The sequence below is a fragment of the Lactiplantibacillus brownii genome, assembly GCF_031085375.1.
Taxonomy (GTDB): Bacteria; Bacillota; Bacilli; order Lactobacillales; family Lactobacillaceae; genus Lactiplantibacillus; species Lactiplantibacillus brownii.
Map to the genome: position 1 here is coordinate 2885485 of NZ_JAVCWF010000001.1, position 15334 is coordinate 2900818.

General features: G+C 44.6%; 12 protein-coding genes. 4 read left to right on the forward strand and 8 right to left on the reverse strand.

The features are described from left to right. Position 1: 1 nt before the first annotated feature. Positions 2-1123, reverse strand: a complete 1122-nt coding sequence (locus tag RA086_RS13500; protein ID WP_308704293.1) for an exonuclease SbcCD subunit D — start codon at positions 1121-1123, stop codon at positions 2-4. Positions 1124-1520: 397 nt separating this feature from the next. On the opposite strand from RA086_RS13500, the gene RA086_RS13505 reads away from it, so the two are divergent. Beyond that, positions 1521-2171 carry an MIP/aquaporin family protein gene (locus RA086_RS13505; protein ID WP_308704294.1) on the forward strand — a complete coding sequence of 217 codons (651 nt, stop codon included), beginning with the start codon at positions 1521-1523 and terminating at the stop codon, positions 2169-2171. A gap of 148 nt (positions 2172-2319) precedes the next feature. On the opposite strand, the gene RA086_RS13510 is transcribed toward RA086_RS13505, so the two are convergent. After that, complete coding sequence (locus RA086_RS13510; protein ID WP_308704295.1) at positions 2320-4050, reverse strand: ABC1 kinase family protein; 1731 nt, start codon at positions 4048-4050, stop codon at positions 2320-2322. Between the two features lie 468 nt (positions 4051-4518). On the opposite strand from RA086_RS13510, the gene brnQ reads away from it, so the two are divergent. Beyond that, a complete protein-coding gene (gene brnQ, locus RA086_RS13515) occupies positions 4519-5904 on the forward strand; it encodes a branched-chain amino acid transport system II carrier protein (protein WP_308704296.1) in 1386 nt (461 codons plus the stop codon). A gap of 174 nt (positions 5905-6078) precedes the next feature. On the opposite strand, the gene RA086_RS13520 is transcribed toward brnQ, so the two are convergent. The 5 genes from RA086_RS13520 to RA086_RS13540 form a co-directional block, all read right to left on the reverse strand. Then, positions 6079-6486: a type II toxin-antitoxin system HicB family antitoxin gene (locus tag RA086_RS13520; RefSeq protein ID WP_308704297.1), complete on the reverse strand. Its 408-nt coding sequence runs from the start codon at positions 6484-6486 to the stop codon at positions 6079-6081. A 403-nt stretch (positions 6487-6889) separates the two neighbouring features. After that, positions 6890-7891, reverse strand: coding sequence for a LacI family DNA-binding transcriptional regulator (locus RA086_RS13525; RefSeq protein ID WP_308704298.1), 1002 nt, complete (start codon positions 7889-7891; stop codon positions 6890-6892). Between the two features lie 58 nt (positions 7892-7949). Next, positions 7950-9416 (reverse strand): UDP-glucose--hexose-1-phosphate uridylyltransferase, encoded by a 1467-nt coding sequence (locus RA086_RS13530; protein ID WP_308704299.1) that lies wholly within the window; start codon positions 9414-9416, stop codon positions 7950-7952. Then, entirely contained in the window at positions 9416-10420 is a 1005-nt protein-coding gene (galE, locus tag RA086_RS13535) for a UDP-glucose 4-epimerase GalE (RefSeq protein WP_308704300.1), read from the reverse strand. The genes RA086_RS13530 and galE overlap by 1 nt, the downstream gene beginning before the upstream one ends. A gap of 27 nt (positions 10421-10447) precedes the next feature. Next, on the reverse strand, positions 10448-11626 hold the full coding sequence (locus RA086_RS13540) for a galactokinase (protein WP_308704301.1): 1179 nt from the start codon (positions 11624-11626) through the stop codon (positions 10448-10450). A gap of 278 nt (positions 11627-11904) precedes the next feature. On the opposite strand from RA086_RS13540, the gene RA086_RS13545 reads away from it, so the two are divergent. Beyond that, positions 11905-13347 (forward strand): sugar porter family MFS transporter, encoded by a 1443-nt coding sequence (locus RA086_RS13545; protein ID WP_308704302.1) that lies wholly within the window; start codon positions 11905-11907, stop codon positions 13345-13347. Between the two features lie 92 nt (positions 13348-13439). Here the strand turns inward: RA086_RS13545 and RA086_RS13550 are convergent, their stop codons facing one another. Next, entirely contained in the window at positions 13440-14471 is a 1032-nt protein-coding gene (locus RA086_RS13550) for an aldose epimerase family protein (RefSeq protein WP_308704303.1), read from the reverse strand. A 578-nt stretch (positions 14472-15049) separates the two neighbouring features. Between RA086_RS13550 and RA086_RS13555 the strand changes: the two genes are divergently transcribed. Next, positions 15050-15271, forward strand: coding sequence for a hypothetical protein (locus RA086_RS13555; protein WP_308704304.1), 222 nt, complete (start codon positions 15050-15052; stop codon positions 15269-15271). Positions 15272-15334 lie beyond the last annotated feature (63 nt).

Sequence of the window (15334 nt, forward strand, 5' to 3'; positions counted from 1 at the left end):
CTTAGTTGTCCTCCTTAGTCGCTGCCGTGAGCGCTTGGGCCGCCCAAGTTTGTTGCTGCGCGGTCATCTCATCATTAGTCATCTGCTCAAAAAATTGGGTCATCAAAGTCATCGGATCAAGTGTTGGATCAATTTGTGCCGTGGCAGTATCCGTCAGCACGGGGCCATCAGCGCGCTCCAGCTCAATAATATTAGGATAGATTTCTCGTAAAGCCTGCATCACGTTGGGAATCACGCGTTTATCGGTCAACCGAATGGCTAAATAGTCATCTTGTTTTTGTTGTTGATAGTATTGAGGGTTGGTGAGCGTTGCAAAATCATTTTCCAATACTCGGACATCGCGTTCAGGGCTCAATGGCTTAAATTCAATCTTGAAGGGGTCGGTATCCACGATCCACACGCCCTTTTGTTGCTGTGCCTCAGAAACTGAAAATTTCACCGGTGAGCCACTGTAACGGACACGGTCCGCATGCAAAGCATCTTTGCCATGCAAATGGCCCAAGGCAACATAATCAAATGGTGCAAGCAAGCCTACTGGAATGGCATTTAAGCCTCCCACAGTCACCTGAGTTTCAGAGTCAACATGCTCACTTCCAGCAGCAAAAAAATGCGCAACTAAAACGTGCTTTTTGGCTGGGTTAAATTTGGCCTGCATCGCCGCGACAATTTTAATCATGCCAGCTTCAGCTGTCCGAATTTGGTCATCTTCAAAATAACGCCGCGCTTCAAACGGTTCAAAATATGGTAGTAAGAAAAATTGCGTGTCCGCAAATTCAATTGGCGTTAAAGCCTGACTTAATTTTGTATTTAAATAGTACTTAGTTTCTTTAAACCAACGGCTCCCCGTGCGCAAACGCGTGGCACTATCATGGTTACCGCTGATTGCCAGAATTGGAAAATGTTGTTTCAAGTTTAAATCAATCAACATCTCATCCAACTGTGTGACAGATTTTTCATTTGGAATCGCGCGGTCATAAAGATCCCCCGCAATGACCACTGCATCAACTTGTTCATCGATTGCAAGTTGCCGAATCTGATGGTACGCGTGGGTTTGTGCCTCAGATAAATCAAATCCATGTAACTTTTTGCCAATATGCCAATCGGCGGTATGTAAAAAGCGCATCGGTAAAGCCTCCTAAAAATCACTTATTTTTGACGGCCATCAGCCGTATTAATCCTTATCATGGCACGGAATGTGGGCCTTGTCTAATGATATCACAAGTAGCCGCGTAAGGGAACGTGTGTTCTAATTAGTTAGTTTGTGTGTTGAACCAACTAGAATCGACTAGCGACCCTCGACAGTTTACATAAAATAATTTATCAGCGAACGACATCACATTTTTAATTAGATCACATAATTGGTGTTGCTAGTGGCATACTCGCTTTTAAGCGTAACGATATTCTTGTATTTAACTTATCAAAATCATTAATATTTTGAGTCTATCACGAGCGACTCATGACAAAATATTGTAAAATGGAAACAAGTTAGTACTTATTCTAAAAAGGGAGCGTGAATTTTCATGCGCAAATATTTAGCCGAATTCCTCGGCACGTTCATGCTAGTTTTTCTTGGGACTGGCGCAGTCGTTGTCGCTAAAGGTGACGTTTTAACGATTGGCTTAGCTTTCGGGTTGGCAATTACCGTCTCTGCTTATGCTTTCGGGGGCATCTCTGGCGGCCATTTCAATCCTGCAGTCACAACAGCAATGTTAATTAACCGTCGAATCGAAGCAATGGATGCCTTATGGTACATCGTTAGTCAAATCTTAGGCGCTATTGTGGCTTCTGCGGCAATTCGCAGTTTCGTCAGTGCTTTGGGCCTATCAACGACTGCTTTGGGTCAAACTGATTTTTCAAAAATTAATGCTGGGATGGCCTTCTTTGTAGAAGCGCTCGTCACATTCTTGTTCTTAATGGTTATTTTAAACGTCACCAGTGCCGCACATGGTAACAGTGACTTCGCTGGCGTCACGATTGGGGTTACTTTAGCCTTCTTAATTATCGTGGCTTTGAACTTAACTGGTGGGTCATTGAACCCAGCACGTTCAATTGGACCAGCAATCTTTGCCGGTGGTACTGCACTTTCACATCTATGGGTTTATATTTTAGCCCCAGAAGTCGGCGCGATTCTGGCCGCCTACTGTGCACGTGTCATGGGTAGCGAAGACTAATTTTTGACATATAAATGAAATCGGCTCACTTGACCGCATTGGTCTTGTGAGCCGATTTTTTAGGTCCCGATTATGTTATATTTCACATATAATCATGAATTATATCCAATTAAAAACATATTTTACTATCATTACTCGTTGTATAGAATTATTTTTGCCGCCAGTGTCGATACCAGGAATGTAACGTTCCGATTAGTAACCCAATAATCACGACAACGGCTGTAACATAGCCAAAAATTCCAATATAAGTGATCCAATTATTATCCGAATGACTTTGAACTAATAAGGATGAGCCAACAATCAAGGCCGCTAGAATGACTGCCAAGACAACTTTGTTGACCATGGTGTCGATGCGATCAATAAACATCTTGCGGTGTGAAAAGACAATGTTAACACGCGTCTGACCATTTTCAAAAGTATCTAAAGCGGAAAGTAATCGTGAGGGTAATTTTGGCGTATCACGCAAACTTTGCGCGGTGGCTAACAGACCATCTTCTAATTCATTGCGCAAATTCAAATGTTCGCGCATATATTGTCGTGCAAACGGTCGTGCGACATCCATCATCGATAAATTAGGATCTAATGTTTCGACGATACCTTCAATCGTTCCAAAAGCCTTCCCCAGCATCGTTACTTCGGGATTAACCTGGATATTATTGCTGCGACAAACTTTAACCATTTCAAAAATCAAGCCTTGAAAATCAATGTCGCCCAGCCCGGAATTATAATACTGGCCTAAAAATGGGGCTAATTCACTAAAAAAGGCTTCTTCATCGACTTCACCGGTTCGATTAGAGATGGCCAAAATGGCCTTCCCAACTTGACGGGTATTTTCAGTAGTGACAGCAATCACCACATTGGCGATCCCGTCCATCAAGTTGGGGCTAATCGACCCCATCATTCCAAAATCCAAATAGACCAAACGATACGGTGGCAGTTTACGTTTACCAATAATTCCCGTCTTTTTCGCTACAGTATCGTTATAGCCCATATCGCTTGGCTTTAACTCACGTAACAGAATATTGCCAGGGTGTGGGTCAGCATGAAAGAAGCCGTCTTCGAAAACTTGTTTCAAAAAGTTTGTCACCAAGACATGTGCCAAGTATTGACGTTCTTCGTCATACTGATGATCACTGGTTTCGTCGGCTTGCACCATTTTGGCCATAAAATGCTGAATGCTGGTCCCCGACATATATTGGTTCACCAATACTTTTTGCGTGCTATATTTCGCATAAACATGTGGAACGCGAATAATATCATCATGATCATTTAAGTGATAAAAACGCGTGCCATTGCGCACTTCAATGCTAGTATCAAGTTCATTAAATAGTGACCGTTTAATTTCGGCGACCATTTCGCTCAAATCAATGACCGAGGAATCTGGAATATATCGTAAGAGTGGCAAGGCCCGCTCAAACAATGAAATATCTAAGGCAACTTCCGCATCAATGCCGGGATGTTGAACTTTAACTACGACTTTTTGGCCATTCAACAGTGTTGCATGATGAGTCTGACCCATTGAAGCCGACGCAAATGGGGTCTCATCGAAGCTGGCAAACATCTCGGACATCTGTTTTCCCGTCTGGCGTTCAATCGTCTCTTTAACGACGGCATACTCATCTGAACGAACATTGTCTTGGAGTTTCTTAAATTCATTTGCAAATTCTGGCTTCACAATATCAGTCCGTGACGACAAAATTTGCCCAATTTTAATAAAGGTTGGCCCGAGTTCTTCAAAGGCGGCCCGTACTTGATCTGGATTTTTTTGACGGGCTAAGTTGCTTAACACGTTGTATTTGCGCAAGACCCCAACAATCGTCCGAAAACGTGTATGCCGATTTTGATTGACTTGCCACTTAGGAATTGTGTCATCAGCCATTTACAGGCCTCCTAACTAATCATAATTTTACTCTATTATCCATCTTTCACGCGAAAATCGCACTAACTGAATCACTTTTTTCAGAAAAAAGGTTGACAGGCTATAAAATCGGCAGTAGATTATAGACACATTAAAAAATGGTTAACAAACGCGTTGATAAACACAGTACGTCATCACAATTGTTCCAAGAGAGTGCCGCTTTGGTGAAATGGCATAACATTGTGCAGACCGAAAATCAGTTTTGAGCGGCAGTGACGATGGCTACGGCCTAGTTGCAGTTGGGTGCTCCCATTATCGAGCCAAGGTATCGCAAGCGACCGGTCACTTGCCGTACCTCTGAAGGTGATGGTAGCGATACTGTCGCGAAGCTAAGGTGGTAACACGTTTTAAACGTCCTTGTATCTGAGAGATTTCTCAGACTGCAAGGACGTTTTTTGTTTAACCAACAAAATTATAAGGAGACTTTCTATGCTAAATAAAATCCAAAAACGCAACTTAACTAAACGCGACTATGTGACCCTCAGTTCCATGATCTTTGCCCTTTTCTTTGGGGCCGGTAACTTAATTTTTCCACTACATTTGGGTCAATTAGCTGGCAGTCACTGGGGTATCGCCGCCCTGGGATTTCTCGTAACGGCCGTCTTGTTACCGCTACTTTCAGTGCTAGCCGTCTGTGTCACGAAATCCAAAGGGGTCTACGACATTGGTAAACCCCTGGGTGCCACGTTCGCCGTCGTTTTCATGGTCTTGATCCACTTTACTATTGGCCCGTTTTTCGGCACGCCCCGAACAGCAACAGTTTCCTTTACCGTTGGCCTGGCACCATTCTTCTCCGCTAAATATCAAACCTTAGCGTTGCTACTATTTTCGGCGGCCTTCTTCGGACTCGCCTACTATTTGTCGCTGGAGCAGCATAAGATCATGAACCGCGTCGGCAAATTATTAAATCCATTATTTTTATTATTGTTAGTTGTTATTTTCTTTGTCGCTTTCAGTAGTCCATTAGCCAGTGCCGGCACGACCACAGCCACCGCCGCTTATCAAACGGCCGGCTTTACTAACGGCTTTTTACAAGGTTACAACACGATGGATGCTTTAGCCGGCCTAGCTTTAGGGGTAACCATCGTGACGGCAGTGAACTTTATGGGCCAAACCGATCCGAATAAAGCGGCCTGGGTCACCGCTCGAGCGGGGCTATTTTCCATGAGTTTTGAAGGCGTCATCTACGTGCTGCTCATCTTAGTCGGGGCACAATCATTAGGTGTATTCAAACTTTCCGACAATGGCGGGGTCGCCTTTAATCAAATCGTGAATCACTATATGGGTGCCTTTGGTCAGGCAGTTTTAGCAGTTTTGATCATCACTACCTGCCTGACTACAGCAATTGGTTTAGTTGCCGCATTCGCACAAGACTTCCATAAACACTTTGGCTTTTTAAGTTATAAAGCCTGGTTACGTGTCACTTGTTTGGCCTCATTTTTGACGGCAAATGTCGGTTTAAACCAGATCATTGCTTGGTCGACCCCTGTACTAATGTTTCTTTACCCATTAGCGATGGCTTTGATCTTCCTGTCGATCTTGTCGCCACTGTTTCATAAAGCCGCAGTCGTTTATCGGTGGGTCGTAGTCTTCACAGTTGTGCCAGCCGTATTCGACATGATGGCTGCGTTCCCAGCAGCTGTTAGTCAAAGTACCCTCGGTCGGGCAATGGCACAGGTTCAGTCCTTCATGCCATTAGCGTCAAGTGGGATGGACTGGCTGGTTCCCGCCTTAGTTGGTGCTGTATTTGGCACGTTGCACTATTTGGTACTGCAACATGGTAAGAATAATGTGACCGTTGGTGAACACGAGTAACTCACAATAAGTGCCTGCTCGGCCTACCACTTCGGTTGGTCTGACCGAACTCTTTACAGCTTGAAGGCGTCAATCAACGGAGACGGACAATTAATATTCTTTATAAGCACGCCGAGGCACCATTGATTCGTTAAAAAACAGCATCCAAGATTAAAGGCCTTGGATGCTGTTTTGCTATGCTTCTAATTTTTCTTTCAGGGATTCAGCAAGCACTTGCGAAAAGTTGATGCCGGCTTCAATTCCAGCTTCATTTAGATAGTTAGGAATCGTCAGTGTTTTTTTAATGACGCGATTATCATGCTTACGACGATACTCATCAACATTGACATCTACTAACGTCACAATGTCATCCTTATTAGTCGTTGTTGGCAACTTCTTCGGCATTTCTGGTAGTTCTTCATCATCAGCCAATAAAGTGATTGCCTTCAAGCCGATAAAGTCACGTGCCATTTGAATACTATCTGCGACTGATTTACCTTGGGTCATGCCATCCAGCGCCGGAATCGCTACCAAATATGGCACATCGGTTCCATCTTCTTCATAGCTAATAACAATTGGATAAACAACTATTCTATCTTTCATTGCAATACCTCGCTCTATGATTTCCCAGTTACTTTAAAATGTGCTTTTTTATCAGGTGCTGTGCCAAGCGCTCGTTTTGCTCACGATGCCGCGGAATAATTTCCTTTTCAGTGCCATTAGTCCAGACATCATGATCATGGCCGTGCCTAAAAAGTACCCAACCATTAGTCAAAAATAGCTGCAACAATTTACGATTTTTCAGCCGTAATCTTTCTTAAGACAGTTTTGATAATACACGTATCAAACACGTGTTTCAATTAATTAATCTTTTGTTCAGCTTTTAGCTGGCTTGTACCTAATTTCATTGTCTGGCTATGCTTTTCAGTATACCCACTCTCAAGAGAAAAGAACATACGTTCTAAATAAAAAGTAAGCCAAATCGATTTTCAATTTGGCTTACTTTTTATTTTGTACTATCACGCTCAACCAACTGAGTCCCCAGTACCACGCGTTGTGGCACTGTACGTCCAGTCTTCAAGCGATTTACAATCAGGTCCACTGCAGTTTCACCCATTAATTCGGTTGCGACCCGGACTGAACTCAATTCCGGATACACAAACGTCGCTAACGACGTATCGTTAAAGCTAAACAGTTTGACCTGTTCAGGCACCTTAATCTTGGCGGCTTGCAACGCCTTCAAAGCCCCAGCAGCCATGGGATCATTCGCAATAAAGAATGCCCGTGGTAAATCAGTACCTAGGGTTTTGATGGCACGTTGCATCATCTTAAAACCAGATTGGCTCGTATAGTCGCCTTGAAAGACCCGGCTTGGATCAAAGGCATGACGCGCTTCCATTGCGGCTTTAAAGCTCAAGAAACGTTGATCTGGGACTTCTAGTGCATGATCCGTCGTCATTTCCGCACCATGGATCATCCCGATATCTTGAATGCCTTGATGCCAGAAATAAGCGACGACCTGTTCCGTGGCGAGCTTAAAGTCCGTCAAGACGCTGTCAAAACCAGCCGGAAACTGGTCATCATCGACAAAGACGAGTTTATCAGTCAAGGTGGCCATATTTTGGACTTGTTGTGGGCTAAACTTACCGACCGCAATCACGGCATCAACATCCGCGTCCAACTGACCAGTATCATTTTGAAAGATTCGAGTGACTTCAAATTGACGGGCTTGGCCCTGCCGTTCAATTCCCATTCGAATCGACATGTAGTACAGGTCATCTTGTTCCTTGGACTCTGAATACCACTGCACGATCGCCAACTTTTGCTTGGCAACGGGCACATTGGTCCGTCGTTTGTTTTTTGAATATTGTAATTTATCTGCGACGGTAAAGATCCGCTGACGGGTCTCATCGCCCACTGATAAAGATTGATCATAATTTAAGACACGTGAGACCGTCGCCAGCGAAACCCCAACGGCGTTTGCAATGTCTTTTAGTGTTGCCGCCATGCTATGGCCCCCTATTTTAAGCTATCCCGGTCAAACCAGGACTGATTTCAAAATAACATTATTTTGCTTGTACTGCCGCTACAAACCGATCAAAAGCCGCTTCGCCTTGGGCATCCCATTTAAATACCCCAGCATCCGTTAAGACCCGGGCAAAGACTTGGCCCACTTCACGATCGATAATTTCAGTGACGTTATCGGCAGTAAAGTCATGCTTCGCCTTTAGGGCGTCTGCCCAAGGTTGATGCATGGCTACCATCTGATTATGACGGCCCAAAACGTAATTTGCAACCTCATGAAGTTCCGTCTTCAACCGTGCTGGCAAAATAGCCCGTCCCATCACTTCGATCAAGCCGATATTTTCTTTTTTAATATGTTGAACATCCTGATGGGGATGAAAAATACCATCGGGATAAGTGGCAGAAGTTTGATTGTCACGCAAGACTAAATCTAAAACGTAGCGATCGCCAACTTTACGAGCAACTGGAGTCGTCGTATGATGCCGAACACCTGCCGTCATTGCGCGAACCTCAACACTTTCATCTGAATAAGTTTGCCAGATTTGATGCACCTTAGTTGCGGCATCCAACAAGGCCTCAGTGTTCGAACTCATCAAGCGAATCGTTGACATGGGCCATTTAACAATGCCGGCTTCAACATCCGCCACACCTAAGTCAATTTTGCGAGCAATCGGCGCCTTCATCATTGGGAAAACGTGTCGTCCACCTTGATAGTGTTCATGCGTCAACATCGACCCGCCGACAATTGGCAAATCGGCATTGCTGCCCACGAAATAATGTGGAAATTGTTTAACGATTTCAATTAAATTACTGAACGTTTGCCGATTGATCACCATCGGTCGGTGCACTTGATCCAAAAAGATCGAATGTTCCTTAAAATACGCATAGGGCGAATATTGGAAGCCCCAAGTTTCGCCACCGAGCGTTAACCGCACAATTCGATGATTACTCCGCGCCGGGTAACCGAGCCGTCCAAGATACCCTTCATTCTCCATGCAGAGTTGACACAACGGATAACCATTTTCTGGTTGATCCTTTGCGGCCGCAATGGCTTTCGGATCTTTTTCAGGCTTGGATAAATTAATCGTGATTTCTAAGTCACCAAAATCAGTCTTGGCCGGGAAAACCACATTTTTCGCAATCGCACGAGTCTTAATGTAGTCATTGGCTTGACTCAAATGATAAAAATAGTCGGTCGCCGCTTGTGGACTCGTTTGATATTTATTCCAGAACGTTTGATTTAAAGCCGAGGGTAATGGCGTCACGAGATCCATTAATTGATCCGCCAAAATAGCCTTATCTGAAGGACTATCTTCAATCTTACCTTGATTGATGGCCGTTTGAACTAGGGCATCCGTTAGACTCGTTAATTGGTCATCGACCGCTTCAATTGGCGCTTCATCGCCCACGAGCGCGCAGACGCGATTATGCACATAGATCTGGTCTAATTCCGTATATTGTGACGGTGAGGCAATCACCGCGGTAACAAATTGATCGACAGTTGTCATTAAGCTTGGCCCCCTCGATCATCATAACCAGCTGGATGACGCTGTTTCCAGTTCCAAGCCGTCTTGATAATTTCTTTGACATCATCATACTGTGGTGTCCAGCCTAAAACATCGCGCGCTTTATCACTAGCCGCAATCAACGTGCTGGGATCGCCTGCTCGTCGTGGTGCCATCACAGCTGGAATCGGCTTACCCGTAACAGTCCGTGCTGCATCCAACATCTGCTTATTTGAAAAGCCGGTCGAAGAACCTAGGTTGAAAGCATTGCTATCATGACCTTGTTTCAAATATTCCAAGGCTAAAATATGGGCATCTGCTAAATCAACCACGTGTACATAGTCACGGACATTGGTCCCATCAGGCGTTGGATAATCGTCACCAAAAATTTGTAATTGGTCTCGTTCACCCGCAGCCACTTGTAAAATAATTGGCACTAAGTGGGTCTCAGGATGATGATCTTCACCGATGCTGCCGTCTGGTTTTGCGCCTGCCACATTGAAATAACGTAGGGCGACAAATTTGATGCCATACGCCACATCCGACCAATGCATGATCTTTTCCATCGCTAGTTTACTTTCACCATAAGGATTGGTTGGCACTTGGGGATCAGTTTCCTTGATTGGCACTTGTTTGGGTTCACCATAAGTTGCGGCAGTTGATGAAAAGACAATCCGTTTTACGTCATGCTTTTGCATCACTTCTAATAACTTAACCATACCTGCCGTATTATTATCAAAGTATTTGAGCGGATTTTGCATGGATTCTGGGACAATCGAAAAGGCTGCAAAGTGAATGACCCCTTCAACATCTTCCTTATCAAAAACTTCAGTCATAAAAGTCGTATCCCGAACATCGCCTTCGTAAAAACGTGCCTTGGGATTAATCGCATCCTTATGCCCGGTGACCAAGTTATCCACGACCGCGACATCATAACCTTTTGCAACCAATCGATCAACGGCGTGTGAACCAATGTAGCCCGCGCCACCTAAAACTAAAACTGCCATCTCAATTCCTCCACTTCTACTTAATCCTTATGCTTCAACTAAAGCCAATTCTTTGGGGCCATCCGCAATTTCTGCAATATAGAAATCTGTGTCATAACCGATCGCATCACGATAAGCCTGACCAACGTTGGCTTTAAAGTTAGCCACTTCAGCTTTAGCCACAATCGCAATCGCGCAACCACCGAAACCAGCGCCGGTCATCCGAGCCCCTAGCACGCCTGGTTGTTGCCAAGCGGCTTCAGCCAGCGTATCGAGCTCTTTCCCCGTCACTTCATAATCAAAATGCAATGAGACATGTGAAGCTGTCACTAACCGACCAAAGGTGTCCAGATCATTATTGGCCAAAGCCTTCGTTGCCCGAATGGCCCGTTGATTTTCAAATACAGCGTGGCGGGCGCGCTTAATTAACGTTTCATCATTAATGAGATAAGCTGCTTCGTCAAATTCAGCCTCATTCAAGTCACCTAACGATTTGATCGCCAACTTTGTCTGCAAACGCCGTAAGCCTTCTTCACACTCTGAGCGGCGTTCGTTATACTTGGAATCCGCTAATTCGCGGCGTTTATTTGTATTCATAATGACAATAACGTGGTCGCCTAATTGTACCGGCGCATATGAATAGGCCATCGTATTAGTATCTAATAAAATGGCTTGATCCTTTTTGCCCATGCCGACCGCAAATTGATCCATGATGCCTGAATTGACGCCAATATAGTTGTTTTCACACTTTTGGCCTAATTTAACCAATTCTAATTGGCTCACCTCTAACTTGAAGGCCGTCTTTAAAACGATCCCTGTCAAGAGTTCGATGGACGCTGACGAAGATAACCCCGCGCCATCCGGCAGGTTACCATGGATGTATAAATCAAAGCCATGATCAAACGTAACGCCCGTTTTGACCAATTCAGCCATCATGCCTTTCGGGTAATTCGTCCAACCAGCAGCCTTATCGTAAGTTAACTCATTAACATCAAAAGTAACGATGCCTTGCGCCGGAATATTCGCTGAGAATAGCCGTACCGTCTGATCAGTCCGTGCCGCATAAACGCCATACGTCCCAATGCTAATGGCACAAGGGAAAACGTGTCCCCCATTATAGTCGGTGTGTTCACCAATCAAATTAATTCGACCGGGTGAAAAGAAGACCCGTTCTGCTGTTCGGTTAAAGGTTGTTTTAAATTCTTGCTGTAAGTCGCTGGTTCTCATCTTGTGACCCTCCATTTTTACTAAAAGTTTTACTAGAATTAATATAAGCCTTTCCATTGCTGGTGTCAATCGAATTCAACCGTTTTCAATTTTAACTAAATTTTTTCAACACTAAAAGGGGCTGTTATCATCACGACTCTAACAATAATGTTAATCAAAGAGGTTATTTTCAGCAAAGAAAGCGCTTGACATTAGGCCAACTTTTGAACTAAACTCCTTTAAGTAAACTTTAGTAAATAAATTCACGATTTGTTAACAGATTTTAGGAGGAATTGATTATGGCATCTAAGGAAGAGACCCATCGTAAGTTTTACGTCATCCTCATCTCACTTGCAGCTGGGATGGCTGGCTTATTGTATGGTTATGATACGGCTTGTATTTCAGGAGCCATTGGCTTTTTAAAGACCCTTTATCACCTGTCCCCGGCCGCACAAGGCTTCATTACATCCAGTATTATGATTGGTGGCGTCGTTGGGGTCGCCTTTTCCGGCTTCTTGAGTGATCGCTTTGGACGCCGTAAAATTCTCATGTGGGGCGCTGGCTTGTTCTTCATCGCCGCCTTGCTTTCCGCTGCGACCCATAGCCCAGCTGAATTAGTGGGCGCTCGGATCGTTGGTGGGATTGGGATTGGCTTAGCTTCTTCATTAGCCACCACGTATATTTCAGAAGTCGCCCCAGCTGCGATTCGGGGTACGTTGTCCTCCTTATACCAACTCTTAACCACCATCGGGATTGCCCTAACTTATTTCGTTAACCTCCTAATTGTTAATCAAGGCGGTTACCATTGGGGCGAAGTCACCGGCTGGCGTTGGATGCTCGGTATTGGCGCAGTACCAGCCTTGCTCTTCTTCATTGCGTTAGTCGTTGCACCTGAAAGTCCTCGTTGGTTGATCCAACACACTAAAGTCGAAGCCGGCTTCAATATTTTAGTTAAGATCAATGGTCAAGCTGGCGCGCAAAACGAAATGACGGAAATTGCGACGGCGATTCGTCGCGATCGCAACTCAACTTTGGCTAAACTGTTCCAACCCGGGCTACGACGCGCACTAGGTATCGGGATCTTCTTAGCCTTCTGTAACCAGGCTGCTGGAATGAATGTCATTATGTATTACGGCCCACAAATTTTTCAGACGGCCGGATTTGGTGGTAACTCCCAATTCATGGCAACTGCCGGTATCGGGGTCATTAACATGGTCGCCACGATTGGCGCAACGTTAATGATCGACCGCGCGGGCCGCAAAAAGTTATTGATGATCGGTGCGGGCTTATTAACCGCTTGGTCGGCCGCCATTGCGTACGCTTTTGCAAGTGGTAACGGTCTGTTACTCTTAATCAGCCTCTTTGGTTTCGTGATCTCATTTGCCATCTCCATGGGACCAATTCCTTGGATCATGATTCCTGAATTGTTCCCCACCTATTTACGGGCCCGAGCCTCCGGTATCTGTACCATCTTTCTGTGGGGCGCCAACTGGGCGGTTGGGCAATTTACACCCGTCATGTTGAACGCTTGGGGCGGACGTAACACCTTTATCTTCTTCGCGCTAATGAACGTGATCATCTTCGTCGGCGTACACTTCTTTGTACCAGAAACCAAAGACAAAACTTTGGAAGAAATCGAAGCCTTCTTCTGGCCGAAGAATCAGGCACACGCCACAGATACCAGTGTCAATTTAGAGCAAAGTCAAAACCAAACTCGCGCACAACTAAAAAAAAGTAAGTAGAAAACCTAACATTATTTAAATAATGTGCTATTATTAATATAATTATTAGGTACAGTAAGGGCCGCATCTTTCGATGTGGCCCTTACTTTTTGCTATTTTGTTAACCGTTCATATTGATAACTAATGGTGTGCGTTACTGGCTGACCGGGACGTAGCACGATATTGCCGAAGTCAGCGTGATTGATCGCATCTGGCAAAGTCTGCGCTTCTGTGGCTAAAGCATTATACTGATGCGCCGCTTGTTGCGCCCCATCAAAGGGATTAGCCGTGAAAATGATTAGACTATTCCGATCTGAATATAAGCTGATCCGGCGTTGACCATCAGTATCCCCTAAAGCCGCGATTGGGGTCGTCGCACTCGGCGTCACTTCATAGGCGTCATCAAATTCCACCCCATCGCTTTCCACTTTGAGCTGTTTTAAAGCTTCCTGAATTGGTTGCGGATAATTAAAATCGTAAGCTGAATCTTTAACCGGTAATTTCCGACCGGTTGGCACCTTCTCGGTATCAAATTCAAGATGCTTTGCGCTATGAATCTGTAACCACTGATGAGCTAGTGTCGTCCGATCATTGGCCACATTCCAATACACATGGTTCGTGGGATTGAAGAGTGTCGCCGCATCCGTCGCACCGGTAAAGGCAATTGAGACTCGATTCTGATTAGTCAAAGTGAATTTGATCTGGACATCTAAATTACCTGGATAATTGTCATCAGTTGCACGAATATGATGACTTAACGTCACGCTCACGCTATCGGCCGTCCGACTAAATTCACCCGTAAAGTTCAAGGTGTTGAAACCGTGCAAGCCACCATGTAATGAGTGCGTCTGTTCATTCATATCTACTTGATAAGGTTGACCGTCAATCTCAAACTTAGCGCCACCGATGCGACCCGCGACACGGCCAATCGACTGGCAAAGGCAAAAACCCACGCGTTGATAGTCGGCCATGGTATCTAAGCCCCAAATGAGTGGTCGCTCCACCCCATCTTCATTGACCACAAACTCTTGCCAAGTTCCACCATAACTCAGGACTGAAATCCTGGTCTGTTGATCATTAATTAAGGTATATCGCAGTACATCCTGACCATTCAATCGATCAAAAACTGTTTCTTTTGTTTCCAATTGCCAAGCACCTCCGTGTTTTATAAACCGTTTTCATTATTTATTATAGCAGATGCCATGGCGAACTTTAGTAAAACATTTAACTAGGGGATATCTGCTTAACTTGCCGCTCCGGTTGGTCTGGCTTGATGCTGGAACGTGGTGGCCACGTTTGTGAGCCAAAGTGCGGTCTCACAAGCCGGGCTTTTTCTAAGCCGGAAGCCCAGCAGCTAAGAAAAACTTCACCACTGAGCATCATCCAGCCCGCCCTGCGCTAATTAGTGATTCTAATTTCAATTGATTACTACCAAATTCTAGCTTTGCCAATATTCCATTAATTAAGCCACCAGCTTATGTTTAAGCTAACCAGTTCGTTCACCTTGCAGATCTGTGCTTTCACTGTAAGTTTGCTTTACGACGACTGTGCTGGCCACTGGAGACGGATATTTGATGACTCATTTTAAACCTAAGCGCTACAAAGCATTAGACCACAGCTGATTGCCAAGTCTCCCATTGACAGCTTTCGTTAAAATTGCTAAGCTTTTAGAAAGCGCTTTATTAAGTGAACAAACAACGCTAAAATTCTAGGAGGATAACTCATGATTTTTGTAAACTCACCACTAATGCAAGATAAAATTATTGATCTATTAAACAACTATAACGAAGACGGCGTCACTTTTGAATTCGTTGAAAAGCAAGGTATGAAACTACGCTTCAAGACCAGTTCAGACGACCCAGAAGCCGCTGCTAAGCTTGCTAAATCAGCAATCAAAGGCCAAGACTGGGGTACTGCCATCTTCTTCCAAGCTGCCGCTGAATAAACTAATCAGCATTTAGCGATGTCTCAATCTGAGGCATCGCTATTTTTATACAATTAAATTTAT